An 18,195-nucleotide genomic window follows, 5' to 3' on the forward strand; every position below is an offset into this window, starting at 1 on the left:
TCATGCTTTTCCTGGTAGGCCAAGCGGCCAGCCAGCGGTGGTAAAAAGGTGGTTGACAGCGTTTTTGAATGCTGTATTATTCACCTCCCGCTACGAGAGATCGAAGCGAGTTAAGTAGTTGAAGTTGAACGAGTTTTTCGAAAATACTTCAAAATAAACGCTTGACAGGCAATGAGGAAAGCGTAGAATGCGCGCCTCGGTTGAGACGAAACACTCTCAGCCAAACGCTCTTTAACAAATCGAATCAAGCAATTCGTGTGGGTGCTTGTGAGTACGGACTGATAGTCAGAAAGATTATCAGCATCACAAGTGACCATGCGAGAAATCACATAGTCATTTGAGATTGCTGAGCCAAGTTTAGGGTTTCTTAAAAACCCAAGCAGTATTGAACTGAAGAGTTTGATCATGGCTCAGATTGAACGCTGGCGGCAGGCCTAACACATGCAAGTCGAGCGGATGACGGGAGCTTGCTCCTGGATTCAGCGGCGGACGGGTGAGTAATGCCTAGGAATCTGCCTGGTAGTGGGGGACAACGTTTCGAAAGGAACGCTAATACCGCATACGTCCTACGGGAGAAAGCAGGGGACCTTCGGGCCTTGCGCTATCAGATGAGCCTAGGTCGGATTAGCTTGTTGGTGAGGTAATGGCTCACCAAGGCGACGATCCGTAACTGGTCTGAGAGGATGATCAGTCACACTGGAACTGAGACACGGTCCAGACTCCTACGGGAGGCAGCAGTGGGGAATATTGGACAATGGGCGAAAGCCTGATCCAGCCATGCCGCGTGTGTGAAGAAGGTCTTCGGATTGTAAAGCACTTTAAGTTGGGAGGAAGGGTTGTAGATTAATACTCTGCAATTTTGACGTTACCGACAGAATAAGCACCGGCTAACTCTGTGCCAGCAGCCGCGGTAATACAGAGGGTGCAAGCGTTAATCGGAATTACTGGGCGTAAAGCGCGCGTAGGTGGTTTGTTAAGTTGGATGTGAAAGCCCCGGGCTCAACCTGGGAACTGCATCCAAAACTGGCAAGCTAGAGTACGGTAGAGGGTGGTGGAATTTCCTGTGTAGCGGTGAAATGCGTAGATATAGGAAGGAACACCAGTGGCGAAGGCGACCACCTGGACTGATACTGACACTGAGGTGCGAAAGCGTGGGGAGCAAACAGGATTAGATACCCTGGTAGTCCACGCCGTAAACGATGTCAACTAGCCGTTGGAATCCTTGAGATTTTAGTGGCGCAGCTAACGCATTAAGTTGACCGCCTGGGGAGTACGGCCGCAAGGTTAAAACTCAAATGAATTGACGGGGGCCCGCACAAGCGGTGGAGCATGTGGTTTAATTCGAAGCAACGCGAAGAACCTTACCAGGCCTTGACATGCAGAGAACTTTCCAGAGATGGATTGGTGCCTTCGGGAACTCTGACACAGGTGCTGCATGGCTGTCGTCAGCTCGTGTCGTGAGATGTTGGGTTAAGTCCCGTAACGAGCGCAACCCTTGTCCTTAGTTACCAGCACGTTATGGTGGGCACTCTAAGGAGACTGCCGGTGACAAACCGGAGGAAGGTGGGGATGACGTCAAGTCATCATGGCCCTTACGGCCTGGGCTACACACGTGCTACAATGGTCGGTACAGAGGGTTGCCAAGCCGCGAGGTGGAGCTAATCTCACAAAACCGATCGTAGTCCGGATCGCAGTCTGCAACTCGACTGCGTGAAGTCGGAATCGCTAGTAATCGCGAATCAGAATGTCGCGGTGAATACGTTCCCGGGCCTTGTACACACCGCCCGTCACACCATGGGAGTGGGTTGCACCAGAAGTAGCTAGTCTAACCTTCGGGAGGACGGTTACCACGGTGTGATTCATGACTGGGGTGAAGTCGTAACAAGGTAGCCGTAGGGGAACCTGCGGCTGGATCACCTCCTTAATCGACGACATCAGCCTACTGATGAGCTCCCACACGAATTGCTTGATTCATTGTAAAAGACGATGCTGTAACGCGACCCTGTTATAGGTCTGTAGCTCAGTTGGTTAGAGCGCACCCCTGATAAGGGTGAGGTCGGCAGTTCAAATCTGCCCAGACCTACCATTACTTGGTTCAGCCGTAGAATACGGGGCCATAGCTCAGCTGGGAGAGCGCCTGCCTTGCACGCAGGAGGTCAGCGGTTCGATCCCGCTTGGCTCCACCAATCCTTCAGGTTTGCAGCACTGTTCAGAATACAGAAATGAACATTCCAGCATGAATGTTGATTTCTGACTTTTGTCAGATCGTTCTTTAAAAATTCGGATATGTGATAGAAATAGACTGAAGACCAGTTTCACTGCTGGAATTCAGGCTAAGGTAAAATTTGTGAGTTCTGCTCGTAAGAGCGACGTGCGAATTTTCGGCGAATGTCGTCTTCACAGTATAACCAGATTGCTTGGGGTTATATGGTCAAGTGAAGAAGCGCATACGGTGGATGCCTTGGCAGTCAGAGGCGATGAAAGACGTGGTAGCCTGCGAAAAGCTTTGGGGAGTCGGCAAACAGACTGTGATCCAGAGATCTCTGAATGGGGGAACCCAGCCAGCACAAGCTGGTTATCTTGTACTGAATACATAGGTGCAAGAGGCGAACCAGGGGAACTGAAACATCTAAGTACCCTGAGGAAAAGAAATCAACCGAGATTCCCTTAGTAGTGGCGAGCGAACGGGGACCAGCCCTTAAGTTGATTTGAGATTAGTGGAACGCTCTGGAAAGTGCGGCCATAGTGGGTGATAGCCCCGTACACGAAAATCTCTTATCAATGAAATCGAGTAGGACGGAGCACGAGAAACTTTGTCTGAATATGGGGGGACCATCCTCCAAGGCTAAATACTACTGACTGACCGATAGTGAACCAGTACCGTGAGGGAAAGGCGAAAAGAACCCCGGAGAGGGGAGTGAAATAGAACCTGAAACCGTATGCGTACAAGCAGTGGGAGCCTACTTTGTTAGGTGACTGCGTACCTTTTGTATAATGGGTCAGCGACTTATATTCAGTGGCGAGCTTAACCGAATAGGGGAGGCGTAGCGAAAGCGAGTCTTAATAGGGCGTTTAGTCGCTGGGTATAGACCCGAAACCGGGCGATCTATCCATGGGCAGGTTGAAGGTTAGGTAACACTGACTGGAGGACCGAACCGACTACCGTTGAAAAGTTAGCGGATGACCTGTGGATCGGAGTGAAAGGCTAATCAAGCTCGGAGATAGCTGGTTCTCCTCGAAAGCTATTTAGGTAGCGCCTCATGTATCACTGTAGGGGGTAGAGCACTGTTTCGGCTAGGGGGTCATCCCGACTTACCAAACCGATGCAAACTCCGAATACCTACAAGTGCCGAGCATGGGAGACACACGGCGGGTGCTAACGTCCGTCGTGAAAAGGGAAACAACCCAGACCGTCAGCTAAGGTCCCAAAGTCATGGTTAAGTGGGAAACGATGTGGGAAGGCTTAGACAGCTAGGAGGTTGGCTTAGAAGCAGCCACCCTTTAAAGAAAGCGTAATAGCTCACTAGTCGAGTCGGCCTGCGCGGAAGATGTAACGGGGCTCAAACCATGCACCGAAGCTACGGGTATCATCGTATGATGATGCGGTAGAGGAGCGTTCTGTAAGCCTGTGAAGGTGAGTTGAGAAGCTTGCTGGAGGTATCAGAAGTGCGAATGCTGACATGAGTAACGACAATGCGAGTGAAAAACTCGCACGCCGAAAGACCAAGGTTTCCTGCGCAACGTTAATCGACGCAGGGTTAGTCGGTCCCTAAGGCGAGGCTGAAAAGCGTAGTCGATGGAAAACAGGTTAATATTCCTGTACTTCCAGTTATTGCGATGGAGGGACGGAGAAGGTTAGGCCAGCCTGGCGTTGGTTGTCCAGGTTTAAGGTGGTAGGCTGAAATCTTAGGCAAATCCGGGATTTCAAGGCCGAGAGCTGATGACGAGTTGCCTTTAGGCGACGAAGTGGTTGATACCATGCTTCCAAGAAAAGCTCCTAAGCTTCAGATAACTGGGAACCGTACCCCAAACCGACACAGGTGGTTAGGTAGAGAATACCAAGGCGCTTGAGAGAACTCGGGTGAAGGAACTAGGCAAAATGGCACCGTAACTTCGGGAGAAGGTGCGCCGGCGAAGGTGAAGGGCTTGCCCCGTAAGCTTTTGCTGGTCGAAGATACCAGGCCGCTGCGACTGTTTATTAAAAACACAGCACTCTGCAAACACGAAAGTGGACGTATAGGGTGTGACGCCTGCCCGGTGCCGGAAGGTTAATTGATGGGGTTAGCGCAAGCGAAGCTCTTGATCGAAGCCCCGGTAAACGGCGGCCGTAACTATAACGGTCCTAAGGTAGCGAAATTCCTTGTCGGGTAAGTTCCGACCTGCACGAATGGCGTAACGATGGCGGCGCTGTCTCCACCCGAGACTCAGTGAAATTGAAATCGCTGTGAAGATGCAGTGTATCCGCGGCTAGACGGAAAGACCCCGTGAACCTTTACTATAGCTTTGCACTGGACTTTGAATTTGCTTGTGTAGGATAGGTGGGAGGCTTTGAAGTGGGGACGCCAGTTCTCATGGAGCCATCCTTGAAATACCACCCTGGCAACTTTGAGGTTCTAACTCAGGTCCGTTATCCGGATCGAGGACAGTGTATGGTGGGTAGTTTGACTGGGGCGGTCTCCTCCCAAAGAGTAACGGAGGAGTACGAAGGTGCGCTCAGACCGGTCGGAAATCGGTCGTAGAGTATAAAGGCAAAAGCGCGCTTGACTGCGAGACACACACGTCGAGCAGGTACGAAAGTAGGTCTTAGTGATCCGGTGGTTCTGTATGGAAGGGCCATCGCTCAACGGATAAAAGGTACTCCGGGGATAACAGGCTGATACCGCCCAAGAGTTCATATCGACGGCGGTGTTTGGCACCTCGATGTCGGCTCATCACATCCTGGGGCTGAAGCCGGTCCCAAGGGTATGGCTGTTCGCCATTTAAAGTGGTACGCGAGCTGGGTTTAGAACGTCGTGAGACAGTTCGGTCCCTATCTGCCGTGGACGTTTGAGATTTGAGAGGGGCTGCTCCTAGTACGAGAGGACCGGAGTGGACGAACCTCTGGTGTTCCGGTTGTCACGCCAGTGGCATTGCCGGGTAGCTATGTTCGGAAGAGATAACCGCTGAAAGCATCTAAGCGGGAAACTTGCCTCAAGATGAGATCTCACTGGGATCTTGAATCCCCTAAAGGGCCGTCGAAGACTACGACGTTGATAGGTTGGGTGTGTAAGCGCTGTGAGGCGTTGAGCTAACCAATACTAATTGCCCGTGAGGCTTGACCATATAACACCCAAGCAATTTGCTTCTGCAGATTGCGGTGGTGAAGATGACATGAACCGAAAGTTCGCAACGCATCACAACATCACATATCCGAATTCGCTGGGCTGTCCAACAGGACATTCTGGCTACAGAATTTCTTGACGACCATAGAGCATTGGAACCACCTGATCCCATCCCGAACTCAGTAGTGAAACGATGCATCGCCGATGGTAGTGTGGGGTTTCCCCATGTGAGAGTAGGTCATCGTCAAGATTCATTTCGCAAAACCCCTATCTGCGTATGCAGGTAGGGGTTTTGTCTTTAAGTAGGAACTACAGAGATTCGCAGGCACGTCGATGACGGGCCAGCACACAGAATTTCTTGACGACCATAGAGCATTGGAACCACCTGATCCCATCCCGAACTCAGCAGTGAAACGATGCATCGCCGATGGTAGTGTGGGGTTTCCCCATGTGAGAGTAGGTCATCGTCAAGATTGAAACAAAAAGCCCCTGTCTGCGCTGCAGACAGGGGCTTTTTCTTTTGGGGGGTTTAAACACCCCCAATGACTAGCTTCTGATAAGCGGTTGTCCCGCTGTGCGCTTTAGAACTGGTAGCTCACTGTGGCGCTCACATTACGCTCTTCGCCCATGTAGCAGTAATTCAAACTGGCGCACGAGGTGATGTATCGCTGATTGGTCAGGTTGTTGGCATTCAGACGAACATCCAAGCCCTTCAGACCCAGCTTACCCATGTCGTAGCCCAACGAGGCATCAACCAACGTGTAGGAAGGCACCTTGCGGCTGTTCTCTGCATCTGCCCAGCTATGCCCCACATACCTCACGCCGCCGCCCAACCTAATCCCGTCGAGCGCGCCTTGCCGGAAGTTGTAGTCGGCCCACAGCGAGACCATTTGCTCCGGGGCTTGGGTAGGCGAATTGCCTTTGTTGTCCAGACCGCTGGATACAAGGCTAGGCATCGATTTCGAGTACTCGATGTCGGTGTAGGTATAGCCACCCAGCAGTTTCAAGTTATCAGTGACCTGCACATGCGCTTCCAACTCCAACCCTTGCGAGCGCACTTGACCGACAGGCCTGTAGAAGTCTTCATCCGGTTGCTTGGAGGCCAGGTTCTCCTGCTCGATACGGAACACAGAGGCGGTGTACAGGTTGTCGCTACCAGGTGGCTGATACTTGATACCGGCTTCCCACTGAGTGCCCTCGGTAGGAGCAAGCGGTTTTCCGTCTTGATCGGATACGGTATTCGGGTTGAAGGACTCGGAGTAGCTCACATACGGCGCCAGGCCATTCTCGAAGAGATAGAGCACCCCAGCGCGAGTCGTGAAGTTGGAACGCTTGTCACTGACCCTGGTATTGGTATCACGATTTTCCTCGGATACCTTGACCCAATCCTGGCGCAGGCCCAGTGAGAAGCGCCATTGATCCAGCTCCACCAGATCCTGCAGATAGACACCCGTCTGTTGCAACCGGCGTTGGTATCGGTTTTCACCGAGCACCTGCAGGTTGCCATTACCATACTGCGGGTTAGCCGCATCCAGCGGATCTACAGTGCCATAACGCCACGAGACATCGGCTTTGCGGCGCTGGTAATCCGTGCCCAGCAGCAGGGTGTGCTTGGCAATGCCGGTGAAGAATTCAGCCTGGACCATGTTGTCGATGATGTAGGAGTGCAGCCGCTCATCACCCCCGGTGTAAGCTCGGTTGAGGACGGTACTGTCGGCATCTGCCCAACCTGCCGAGTACACCTGGTCCATCGATACGTCCGAGTCCTGGTAGCGGAAGTTCTGCCGCGCGGTAAATACATCGTTGAAGCGATGCTCGAACTGGTAACTGAACGACTGCTGGGTGCGCTCGTAATTGTCGATGCCCGGCTCCCCTTCGAAGAAGTGATCCGACAGGCGTACCCCATTACGCTTGCTCAGCATCCCGTCTGCAGGATTACCGCCGTGATACCCCCCGTTTGGATCACGCTGCAAGTAGGCCTGCAGGGTCAGCGATGTGTCTTCGCTGAAGTCGATGCTAAGCGACGGAGCGATGGCGTAACGTTCTTCCTTGTTGTGATCGAACTGAGTATCCGAAGCGTCTGCCAAACCGGTCAGGCGATAGGCAATACGCTTGTCTGCATCCAACGGGCCGCTGGTATCGAAGCCCAGCCCGCGCTGACCTTGGGTACCAACCGACGCTTGAACTTGATGGAAAGCGGTGAACACGGGCTTTTTGGTGGTCAGTGCGACCAATCCACCCGGTGAGCTACGGCCATAAAGGACCGAAGAAGGCCCTTTCAAGACATCGATCCGTTCCAGGAAATAGGGGTCGACCTGCATCGTGCTGTAGGTGCCGTTGTCCCCCATGGACTTGAGGCCGTCTACGTAGATGTTATCCACCGACCCGTCATTGAAACCTCGCATGGCCACGTAGTCATACCGGTGCGTCGCGCCATAGGGGCTGGTCATCACCCCTGGGGTATAGCGCATGGCCTGGGCGACGGTTTGAGAACCTTGGTCGTCGATCTGTTGCCGGGTTACCACCGAAACCGATTGGGATGTCTCTACCAGTGCCAAGCTGCTTTTAGTAGCGACCTGGCTGTGGGTGGCGTTATAACCCTCCATGCTCCCCAAGGCATTGCCCAGGGTGAAACCTCGAATGTCCGTATCGGGTAACGCCAGCGCAGCTTCCGCTGGCTGAGCCTGTACGATGAAGGTCCGGTTTCCTTGATCCAACGCCGTCAAGCCGCTTCCTGCCAACAGCACCCCTAACGCCTGCTCAGCCGAGTACTGTCCGTGAAGGCCTCTGGACTGCAAGCCTTGAGTGAGTGCCGGCGTACTGGAAAGCGTGATGCCCGCCTGACGAGCAAATTGATTGAGCACTTCATCCAGGGGCCCAGGCGCAATTGCATAAGTCGAGCTGACCAGTGAGGTATCAGCGGCGAGTGTGATGCCAGGCACCATGGCCAATCCAAGTGCCGTACCCAGCAAGGCAGCGCGGATGGCATTGCTTAGCAAATCTGAGTGCAAGACAGGTCGAAAATCATTCGCGCCAAAGGCGTACAGTTTTACCGGGTTGGTTGACATGAAAGGGTCCGTAAAATGTGCAGGAGATTCTTCTCACTGATCTAGCCGGATACGCGGCCAAAACCCGACACATTAGGAGCAGGCTTTGTTCACCAAAGTCTAGGCACGACCCAGCGCTTCCACGCGCACCCACCATCGCGTTAAATGACGGACTTGAACGGGAAGCGTGGTGGGCAGCAATTGCAGGAGATGTTCTGGATTCTGGAGGCGGAATACCCCGGACAAACGGAGCTCAGCAATGTCATCGCTGCAGGTGAGATAACCGCGGCGGTATCGGCTGATCTGCGTCAGGAAATCCCTGAGCAACATGTTCTTGCCCACGATGAGGCCTTCGGTCCAGGCCATCGCGTCCATCCCTGAAGGCGTCACCTGCTCGGCACCGCTGGCGGTGACGCGCCATTCTCCACCTGGCTCGAGCCATTGGATCAGGCCGGTGCTCTGGCTGCGAGTGAATACTCGCCCCTCACTGACGACCACCCGTAGGCAATCGTCCTCGATACGCCCCACGAAGCGCCCCCCGACGGTTTGCAACGCTGCGGTATTCGTGCGCAGAGTGACTGGAGGTTGTCCAGGAGCTGCCTGTCGACAGTCCAGCATGACCTCACCCCGCTTGAGGTCGATCGACAATTGCTGCCTGTTGAAGGCCACGTCCACGGCACTTCGGGTATTGAGTTGTAGCCGAGAGCCGTCGGGTAAGGTCACGTCTCTGCGCTCACCCGTGGCTGTCGCGTAGTCGGATGACCAGGCCTGTACCACACTCAAGTCCTTGCTCAGCCATGCTGCCGATCCGAACACGGCAACGGTGCCCAGCAGCTTCAACGCCTGTCGCCGCTCAAGGCGCCGATGACTGGCCTCCAGTGTCTGCAGCGCAACCCCCACAGCGGGCACGTGGCGCAGGTCCAGGTCCTGTTCCAAATGCAGCACGCGTTGCCAGGCCAGCTCGTGGGTCGCAGCCTCTGAGCGCCACTGCGCGAGACGCTCGTTCAAAGTCGGATCCTCACCACTGTGGCGAAGTTTCAGCATCCACTGGATGGCTTGTCTGACCGTCTTGGCGTCGGGATGAGGGCTAGGCATAACCGGTGTCATTACGCTTCGTAGCGCAGCAGGTAGCAGTGATAAAGCGCGTCAGCAATGTAGCGCTCCACCGTTCTCACCGATACGCCCATCTGCTGTGCAATTTCCTGATGCCGCAGGCCCTCGCATTGGGCTAGCAGGAAAGCAGTGCGAACCTTTGGCTTTAGGCCATCGAGCATCTTGGCAATGCGTTCAAGCAACTCCAGCAGCAGCTCGCGGGTCTCCACATCGGGCGTGTTAGCCTCCGGCACCAGCGCCAGCGCTTCCAGATAGGCTTTGTGCAGTTCCTCTCGACGCCAGTGGTCGATGATCAACCCGCGCGCCACCGTGCGCAGAAACGCCCTGGGCTGTTGTATCTGCAGATGCTCGCGGCGTTGCAACAGCCGCATGAAGGTATCCTGGGCCACGTCAGCAGCGTCGGCCGCATTGCCAAGCCTGTGGCGCAGCCATGTATGCAGCCAGCCATGATGAGCACTGTAGAGGTTTTGCACGAGATCGTTGCTAGGCATGAGACACAGCTATCAGGGCTTAAATGATAATTAGTCTCATTGTTTCGCCCGGCGCGAGATTTTGCAACCTACCTGTCGGTCCCCAAGCCATTCAGTGCGAGCGCTGGCTGTCCAAGTACCTTCGAATGGTCACGGCTGCGCTGTTGAGGTGCTGCTCCAATACCGCAATTGCATCGCTGACACGTTTGGCACTGGCGGCATCGACCAAGGCCGTGTGATCGTCTTGGGTGAGCTTGCCCAGGCCCATCGACGAAAGATGAAAGCGTAGAAACCGCTCCTCTTGCATCAATTCGTTATCGATCAGGCGCAGCAGTTTATGGTTCGCTGCCTTGCTATAAAGCACCATGTGAAGCTCACGATTAAGACGAGCGATCTCGGCATGTCGTGTTTCGTTTTCCAGTTGCTGGATGCAACTGCGGGCCTTGGCGATGTCTTGCGCCGTCAGAAGCGGAATGGATTGACGCAACGCCTCGCTTTCGAGCAGAACACGCAAATCGTAGGCATCTGCCGCATCCTCGCCTATCAGCGGCGCAACGACTGCGCCCTTGTGAAGCTCCACGTTCAACAGTGACTGCGCTTCCAGTTGACGCAGCGCCTCACGCACGGGCATACGGCTGACGCCATAAAGTGTCGCCAACTCCTGTTGCCTGATTGCCGTTCCGGGTGGCAAACGACCCTCGAGAATGGCACTGCGCACGCGTTCTTCAATAACGCCGCGGGCCAGATGTGGCAGCAACTGTTCACTGTTCAACACGCTGCTCAGTTTGATTTTGTTGCCCACGCAACGCCTGCCTTAAACGATTACCAAAGTTGGATCCAATGACACGGTTATAGCGGTATGACGTGTCAAATGCTGGCCTCTACTGGGGGCATGCCCCAGGGCGCGGCTATGGTGGATGAAGTTGCTCTGCAAAGGAAGTGACATGACCCGCGCGGCAAGCGTTGATCCGGCGTACTCCGACACAGAGGCCGATGATCGCGATGTGCCATTGTCTTTTGCGGTGTCAGGCCGCACCATCGCTTCTTTCGACTGGCCTGGACAGTGCTTGGCAGTGGCGATCACCCCGATGCTCAAAACCGTGCTGCACCGAGTTGCCCTGGCTGCGCTGCTGGGTGGCCTGCTGCTGGGCGGTTTGCATGCCGACTGGGATTTCGCCCAGATCAGTCGCCAGTCTCAAGCGCTGTACGGGCCATTGGGGGAGGGCAAAGCGCGAATCGATGCGTGGCAGAACCTCATGGCCACCCAGAAGCAGGGGACTGAGCTTGAGCGTCTGCAGGTGGTCAACCGGTTCTTTAACCAACAATTGCGCTACGTCGAGGATATCGATCTGTGGCACGAGGTCGATTACTGGGCAACACCGGTCCAAGCACTGATAAAAGGGGCTGGCGATTGCGAGGATTACGCTATCGCCAAGTACTTCAGCCTCAGGCGCATGGGCATCCCCAGCGAGAAACTGCGGATCACCTACGTCAAGGCCTTGCGACAGAACCGGGCACACATGGTACTGACCTATTATTCAACGCCCCAGGCGCAGCCGTTGGTGCTCGACAGCCTGATGGACGCGATCAAGCCGGCCAGCCAGCGCCCCGACCTGTTGCCCGTCTATGCCTTCAACGGTGAAGGCCTATGGCTGACAGGCGCCGGTGGCAACAAGAAAGTCGGCGACACCAAGCGCTTGTCGCGCTGGCAGGACCTATTGAAAAAAATGCAGGCCGAAGGCTTCCCGGCCGAGCCGGTTTACTGAAGGAGCACAGATGTCACTGTTCAAACAATTGCTGTTGGCTATTTGCCTGCTCCTGGTAGTGGCGTTCACCGGCAGTTTCATGGTCAGCCTGGAGAGTTCGCGAAGCCAGTATGTCAACCAGCTCCGCTCGCATGCACAGGATGCAGCCACTGCGCTGGCCCTGTCGCTTACGCCCAATATCGATGACCCTGCCATGGTCGAGCTGATGGTGAGTTCGATCTTCGACAGTGGCTACTACGCCAGTATCAAAGTGGTGGACCTGGCTTCCAATACGGTGCTCGTCGAGCGCCATGCCGAACCAGACCCTGGGGGCGTACCCCGTTGGTTCGTTCACCTGATCGGTCTGGAAGCTGCCGGTGGCGATGCGTTGGTCAGCCGTGGCTGGCAGCAGGCGGCACGCGTCGAGGTCATCAGTCACCCCATGTTCGCCATTGCCAAGCTCTGGCAAAGCGCGTTGGGCAGCCTGGGCTGGCTACTGCTCTGTGGTGCCGCCAGCGCCATTCTGGGGGCGTTGCTGCTGCGCCGGCAGCTCAAGCCGCTGGACTACATGGTCGAACAGTCCCATGCCATCGCCAGGCGTGAATTCCTGAGCCTGCCTGAACTGCCCCGCACACCCGAGCTCAGGCGCGTCGTCCAGGCCATGAACCAGATGGTCGAAAAGCTCAAGGCACTGTTCACCGAGCAGGCCGAGCGCAGCGAGCGGTTACGCGCCGAGTCCTATCAAGACACCTTGACCGGTCTGTCCAACCGTCGCTATTTCGAAATGCAGCTCAATGCTCGGGTCAGCAACCTTGAGGAAGCACGGGCAGGCTACCTGTTGTTACTTCGGGTTCAAGGCCTGGCGGGCCTCAACGCGCGTCTGGGTGGCCAACGCACGGATCAGTTGCTGCAAGCCGTCGGTGAGCAATTGCGCCGCGCCTGCGCAAGCTTCCCGGAAACCAACGACCTGATTTCCCGCAGCCGGGGTGGTGAATTCGCCGTGCTGGCACCTGGCATGGTGCATGAAGAAGCCATACAGCTGGCCCAGGCGCTTGAGGCTACGCTGCAGAGCCTGCATGAGACGGGGGCCACCGATATTCAACCGGTGGCCTGCATCGGCTTGGCCCCCTTCAGCCCGGGCGACGCGCCTCCAGCGTTGCTCAAACTGGCTGATGAAGCCCTGGCACGCGCGGAGAACCAGCCAACCCCGGGTTGGGTCTGCCTGGAGCAAGGCGTCGCTGCCGTGGCTGCCGACAGCCAGCACGACTGGCATGAGCGCCTCGACCAGGCCTTCAGCAACGGTCACTTCGAGCTGTTTTTCCAGCCGGTGGTCGATTGTGCAACCGCCCAGCAGGTGCTGCACCACAAGGTGATATCCCGCCTGAAGGATCGACAAGGCGAGGCGCTTCCAGCCGGTCGATTCCTCCCTTGGCTCGAGCGCTTTGGCTGGATGCCAAGGCTGGACCTTCTGGTGCTGCAGAAGGTGCTGGCGCACATGCGTGGCCACGACCAGGTGCTGGCGCTGAACCTTTCCGCCGCTACCTTGGCGGACGCCCAGGCGCTGCAACGCATTTTCGAACTGCTCAGCCAGAACGTCGCCCTCGGGCCGCGTCTGGTGTTCGAAATCGGTGAAGAGCAGCTACCTGACCAGCCGGCGTTGGAGAAATTGACTCGAAGGCTGCACAGCCTTGGCTTCGGCCTGGCACTGCAACGCTTTGGCGGACGTTTCAGCATGATCGGTAACCTGTCCCACCTTGGGTTGGCTTACCTGAAGATTGATGGCAGCTACATCCGTAACATCGACCATGAACAGCACAAACGCTTGTTCATCGAGGCGATCCAGCGTGCCGCGCACAGCATCGACCTGCCTCTGGTGGCCGAGCGCGTGGAAACCGAAGGTGAGCGCGCAGTGCTCTGCGAAATGGGTGTAGGAGGCATTCAGGGGCAGTTGGTGGGTGAGCCTGCCCCTTGGGCGCACGATAAGCGCTGACCTGCAGAAATGAGGGCCCGCACGCAAGGCCGTGCGGGCACACCCTCAGCGTTCGCGCAAGGCCTCGGAGCGGGCCTTCATGATGGGCTTGAGCAGGTAGCTCATGATGGTCTTCTTGCCGGTCATGATATCGACCGTTGCCACCATCCCGGGAATGATCAGCAGCGGCTTTTCATCGGTGCCCAGATGGCTGCGATCGGTACGCAGCTTAATCAGGTAGTACGTGGTCTTCTTGTCTTCGTCGGTGATGGTATCGGCGCCGATCTGCTCAAGCTTGGCCTTGAGTCCCCCGTAGATGGTGTAGTCGTACGCGGTGAACTTGACCGTGGCTTCCTGGCCTGGGTGCAGGAAGGCAATGTCCTTCGGCAGGATCTTGGCCTCGATGACCAGCGTGTCGTCCAGCGGGACGACCTCGATGATGTCGCTGCCTGGCTGAATCACGCCGCCGATGGTGTTGACCAGCAACTGCTTGACGATACCCCGCACAGGCGAGGTCACCATGGTGCGGTGAACGCGGTCATCCAGCGCCTTGCTGGTAGCGGTCGCCTTGTTCAGTTCGGTCCGGGCTTCGTTCAGCTGGGTGAGTGCCTCGCTTCGGAACTTGCCGCGGGTCTCTTCGATCTTGCTCTGCACTTCTCGAACGGCCGCTTCGGCACGGGGGATGGCCAGCGACGTGGAGTCAAGCTGACCACGGTTCTCAACCTCGGCACGACGCAAGCGCAGCACCTCCACTTGGGAAATAGCACCCGTCGCGACCAAAGGCTCCGACATGCTGATTTCTTTACGCAGCAGCTCAAGGCTGTTGGCGTACTGCCCGCGCTTGGAGCTGTACTCGCGCAGTTCCTGCTGGCGCTGGACCAGTTGCTGTTGCAGTCCGCCAATTTCGTCCTGAAGCTGCTGGCGCCGACTCTGGTACAACGATTCTTCGCTGGCCGCTTGGCTAGGTGCGGCCTTGCGCAATTCTTCGTCGATCTCTAACGGCTTGCCGTCGACCTCTGCACTCAGGCGCTGAACCCGCAGGGCCATGGACAGCCGATCGGCTTCCGTTTCCCCCACGTTGGACGCGAAGCGGGTCTCATCCAGGCGCAGCAGAGGCTGCCCCACCTCGACGATCTCGCCTTCCTTGGCAAAGATTTCCGCCACGATGCCGCCTTCCAGGTTCTGGATTTTCTGCACCTTGGATGACGGGATGGCCTTGCCTTCACCACGCGTCACCTCATCAATAGGCGCAAAGCTGGCCCACACGATCAGGAACACGAAGAACAGGATGACGCCCCAGATCGTCAGGCGCACCACGCGCGGCGCGTCCTCGATAAGGGCCTTGTTGACCTCGGGCAGCGGCTGACCGCCCAACGAATCGCTGCCCTTGAAGTAACGCCGCAGGCCTTCCTTGAGTTGCCCGAAATCCAGCTTATGCGACACTGATCTGCCCCTTCTTCAACGCATCCATGACGGCCGCTTTCGGGCCATCGGCAACGATCTGCCCGCGATCGATCACGATCAGGCGGTCCACGAGTGACAGCAGCGATGCACGGTGAGTCACCAACAGTACCGTCTTGCTTTCCACCACGGCCTGCAAACGCTGCTTCAGGCGTTCTTCGCCGGTGTTGTCCATGGCGCTGGTGGGTTCGTCGAGCAGCAGGATCTGTGGGTTCAACAGCAATGCACGGCCCAGGGCCACGTTCTGCCGCTGCCCGCCGGATAGGTTCTGACCACGTTCGCCGACCTGCAGCTCGTAGCCGTCCGGGTGCAGTCGCGCGAACTCATGCACGCCTGCAAGCTCAGCCGCCTGCAAGATCATTTCGTCATCGATGTAGCGGGCCCCGCTGACCAGATTGTCCCGCAGCGTGCCCGCCAACAGCTGAATGTCCTGGGGCACATAACCAATGTTGTGGCGCAGTTCGCTGACGTCGATCTGGCGGATATCCACGCCGTCGACCAGCAATGAGCCGCCATCGGCCTCGTACAGGCCAACGATCAGCTTGGCCAGTGAACTCTTGCCCGACCCGCTGCGCCCGATGATCCCTACCTTCTCGCCAGGGCGGATGGTCAGGTTGATGTTCTTCAGCGCCATGTTCTGCTGGTTGGGGTAAGTGAAATCCACGCCGCGGAATTCCACGCTACCCTGCAATACCCTACGGCTGAGCGGGCGTTCTTCAAAGTTGCGCTCTTGTGGCAGCTCCATCATGTGGTCGGTGGACACCATGGTTACCTTGGCTTGCTGGTAACGAGCCAACAGGCCGTTGAGCTGCCCCAAGGGCCCAAGGGCGCGGCCGCTGAGCATGTAGCACGCCACCAGGCCGCCCATGCTCAAGTTGCCGTCGATGATCAGGTACACACCCACGCAGATCATCGCCACCCCTGCCAACTGCTGAATGAGCAGGGTGATGTTCATGGCCAGGCTCGACAGTACCTTGACGCGCAATTCCAGCCGGCTGAGGGTACCGAGCGTCTGTTCCCACATGTACTGCCGCTCGCTCTCGGCGTTGTTGACCTTCACTGCGTCCAGCCCTGCCAGGGTCTCGATCAGGCTCGACTGGCGCTCCGAGGCCAGCGCCATGGTCCGCTCCATGGTCGCCATCAGCGGCCGCTGCAGGGCATAGCCGATGCCCAAGGCCAGTGGGAAGGCGATGATCGGGATCCACACCAAGTGTCCGCCAATGATCGCGATGACGATCAGGATCAGCACCGTGAACGGCAAGTCGATCAGGCTAGTCAGCGTCAACGACGCCAGGAAGTCACGAAGGCCTTGGAACTCGTGAATGTTCTGGGCAAAGCTGCCTACCCGGGCCGGTCGATACTTCATCGACATGCCCACGATACGTTCGAATAGTGTCGCCGAAATGATCAGGTCGGTCTTTTTCCCTGCAAGGTCCAGACATAATCCGCGCAGGCCCTTGAGGATCAGGTCGAAGATATAGGCGCCCGCGATACCGACCGCCAGCACCCAGAGGGTCGAGGTCGCCTGGTTGGGAACGACCCGGTCATACACGTTCATGACGAACAGTGGCGCGGCCAGGGCGATCAGGTTGATCACAAGGCTCGCGGCGATGGCATCGATGTACAGCCACTTGCTGCGCAGCAGCGTGTCTCGGAACCAGGATTTGGCTCGGGGGATCAGGTTGCCATGGTTGACGTCGAATTTGTGCTGCGGCTGCGCGAAGAACACTCGCCCGCTGTAGTCATCCTGAAGTGTCTCACGGCTGACCTGAACTTCGCCGCCATCGCTTTCGCTCAGTAACAGCCGTGCAGTGTCTTCGTTTTCCCACCCGAGCAACACGGCACTGCGTCCGCCTTTTAGCAACAGGATCGCGGGCATGGCAATGCTTGGAATCTGCTCCAGCTTGCGCTGCAACAGACGGCCCTGCAGGCCGGCCCTGGCCGCCGCACGGGGCAGCAGCTCGGGGCTCAGGCGCTGTGCGGGTAAAGGCAGACCCGTGGTAAGCATGACCCGGCTGGCAGGTTTCTGGTGCAGTACACACAAGCTCAGCAGACTATCCAGCAAAGGATCGTCGTGCTGACTACGTGGGTCATGGTTGAGCTGGACTCGACTGACTTCTGATTCCACGCGGCGCTCTCTTCATCCTTGTGGTGGGTGGGGATGAGCTGGCCGCCGATCATTCGATGGCAGCAAACTCAGGCATTCAGTGGGGCAATGCATGTCGGCGCTCGGTAGGCATGCAGCGAGCGATGCAGTGTGTCGCCAATGGTCGCCTTGAATTAGGTGGTGAGTAAACAACTGTATCGGTCTCTTTACTACATGACGCTGATCAGCAGACAAACGTTTCATTTCTGAATCACGCTGCAATCCAGGCTTCAGGATGCTGGGATAGGCGCAGAGAAACGACATGTGACAGGCCTGCCGTTACAGCCTAGCTCAATGTCATTTATCAGGCGCTGGTTTGCTGGCGTTGGTGCGACCCGTGTTAGGTAAAATTCATCCAGGTAAATCCACTTCCGTTGTCGACTCTGGCCGATAATCGCAGGCGCGTTATAAGGCCTGTTTAGACGATTAGCGCATTCGGTCGTCGTTCATTCTACGGTGAAGCAGCCTGAAAATTGGCAACATCAAGGGGCGTCTCGGGCATGTAATCGGCAAGGTTTATGCTTACGAGTCTTGGAAATGTGGCGTCAATAAACAAAATTGACCTTCTATTGACGCTGTTGGTCCTATTGAGCCCGACGAACGGTTGAAAGGCATGTGATTTATGGCTGCTGTCATCACCTGGGCCCGCGTGCTCCGTGCCATTGCGCTGTTTTAATGACGCAACGCATTTGCTGTTGATTGGCCCTTGGCTAAGGTAAAAATATCAATGTGACATTACCTTGGTGATTGTTTAGGATGGCCGATATAAGGTCAATAGTTTGGCATAAGTCTAATTACATTTCGTCATAGACGGAATATTGACGCAATCAAGCGTCAAGAGATCATCGACATAATTCCTGTTCAGGTGGCTGCGGATGCCGCTCTGGCACAGAAGTACCCCAGCGGGTCACACGGAGAGTCCA

8 protein-coding genes, 2 tRNA genes and 4 rRNA genes are annotated in these 18,195 nt (G+C 56.4%); 8 read left to right on the plus strand and 6 right to left on the minus strand.

Annotated elements, in window-relative coordinates; all coding sequences use genetic code 11:
* Window positions 1–387: 387 nt before the first annotated feature.
* The 6 genes from NMB38_RS00575 (at window position 388) to rrf (NMB38_RS00600) (ending at window position 5,794) form a co-directional block, all read left to right on the plus strand.
* A 16S ribosomal RNA gene (locus NMB38_RS00575) occupies window positions 388–1,924 on the plus strand.
* A gap of 85 nt (window positions 1,925–2,009) precedes the next feature.
* Window positions 2,010–2,086: transfer RNA gene (locus NMB38_RS00580), tRNA-Ile, on the plus strand.
* A gap of 24 nt (window positions 2,087–2,110) precedes the next feature.
* Window positions 2,111–2,186: transfer RNA gene (locus tag NMB38_RS00585), tRNA-Ala, on the plus strand.
* A 243-nt stretch (window positions 2,187–2,429) separates the two neighbouring features.
* A 23S ribosomal RNA gene (locus NMB38_RS00590) occupies window positions 2,430–5,322 on the plus strand.
* Between the two features lie 133 nt (window positions 5,323–5,455).
* Window positions 5,456–5,571 (plus strand): 5S ribosomal RNA (gene rrf, locus NMB38_RS00595).
* A gap of 107 nt (window positions 5,572–5,678) precedes the next feature.
* Window positions 5,679–5,794: ribosomal RNA gene (gene rrf, locus NMB38_RS00600) — 5S ribosomal RNA — on the plus strand.
* The 16S, 23S and 5S rRNA genes sit together here with 2 tRNA genes alongside, the layout of an rRNA operon.
* 108 nt (window positions 5,795–5,902) lie before the next feature.
* Here rrf (NMB38_RS00600) and NMB38_RS00605 read toward each other — a convergent pair.
* From NMB38_RS00605 to NMB38_RS00620, 4 genes are all read right to left on the minus strand, one after another.
* On the minus strand, window positions 5,903–8,389 hold the full coding sequence (locus NMB38_RS00605; RefSeq protein ID WP_104925685.1) for a TonB-dependent siderophore receptor: 2,487 nt from the start codon (window positions 8,387–8,389) through the stop codon (window positions 5,903–5,905).
* Between the two features lie 99 nt (window positions 8,390–8,488).
* The gene (locus tag NMB38_RS00610; RefSeq protein ID WP_345956482.1) at window positions 8,489–9,463 is read right to left on the minus strand and encodes a FecR domain-containing protein; all 975 of its coding nucleotides are present in this window, start codon (window positions 9,461–9,463) and stop codon (window positions 8,489–8,491) included.
* Between the two features lie 11 nt (window positions 9,464–9,474).
* Window positions 9,475–9,972, minus strand: a complete 498-nt coding sequence (locus NMB38_RS00615; RefSeq protein WP_027915754.1) for a sigma-70 family RNA polymerase sigma factor — start codon at window positions 9,970–9,972, stop codon at window positions 9,475–9,477.
* Window positions 9,973–10,063: 91 nt separating this feature from the next.
* A complete protein-coding gene (locus NMB38_RS00620) occupies window positions 10,064–10,753 on the minus strand; it encodes a GntR family transcriptional regulator (RefSeq protein ID WP_027915753.1) in 690 nt (229 codons plus the stop codon).
* Window positions 10,754–10,955: 202 nt separating this feature from the next.
* Between NMB38_RS00620 and lapG the strand changes: the two genes are divergently transcribed.
* Both lapG and lapD read left to right on the plus strand, forming a co-directional pair.
* The gene (gene lapG / locus NMB38_RS00625; RefSeq protein ID WP_173645901.1) at window positions 10,956–11,717 is read left to right on the plus strand and encodes a cysteine protease LapG; all 762 of its coding nucleotides are present in this window, start codon (window positions 10,956–10,958) and stop codon (window positions 11,715–11,717) included.
* A 10-nt stretch (window positions 11,718–11,727) separates the two neighbouring features.
* On the plus strand, window positions 11,728–13,686 hold the full coding sequence (gene lapD / locus NMB38_RS00630) for a cyclic di-GMP receptor LapD (RefSeq protein WP_088523836.1): 1,959 nt from the start codon (window positions 11,728–11,730) through the stop codon (window positions 13,684–13,686).
* Window positions 13,687–13,731: 45 nt separating this feature from the next.
* On the opposite strand, the gene NMB38_RS00635 is transcribed toward lapD, so the two are convergent.
* Window positions 13,732–15,108 (minus strand): HlyD family type I secretion periplasmic adaptor subunit, encoded by a 1,377-nt coding sequence (locus NMB38_RS00635; protein ID WP_023535148.1) that lies wholly within the window; start codon window positions 15,106–15,108, stop codon window positions 13,732–13,734.
* Window positions 15,098–17,254, minus strand: a complete 2,157-nt coding sequence (locus NMB38_RS00640) for a type I secretion system permease/ATPase (protein WP_028687928.1) — start codon at window positions 17,252–17,254, stop codon at window positions 15,098–15,100. The genes NMB38_RS00635 and NMB38_RS00640 overlap by 11 nt, the downstream gene beginning before the upstream one ends.
* Window positions 17,255–18,195 lie beyond the last annotated feature (941 nt).

This window comes from Pseudomonas sp. FBCC-B35, from assembly GCF_059133755.1.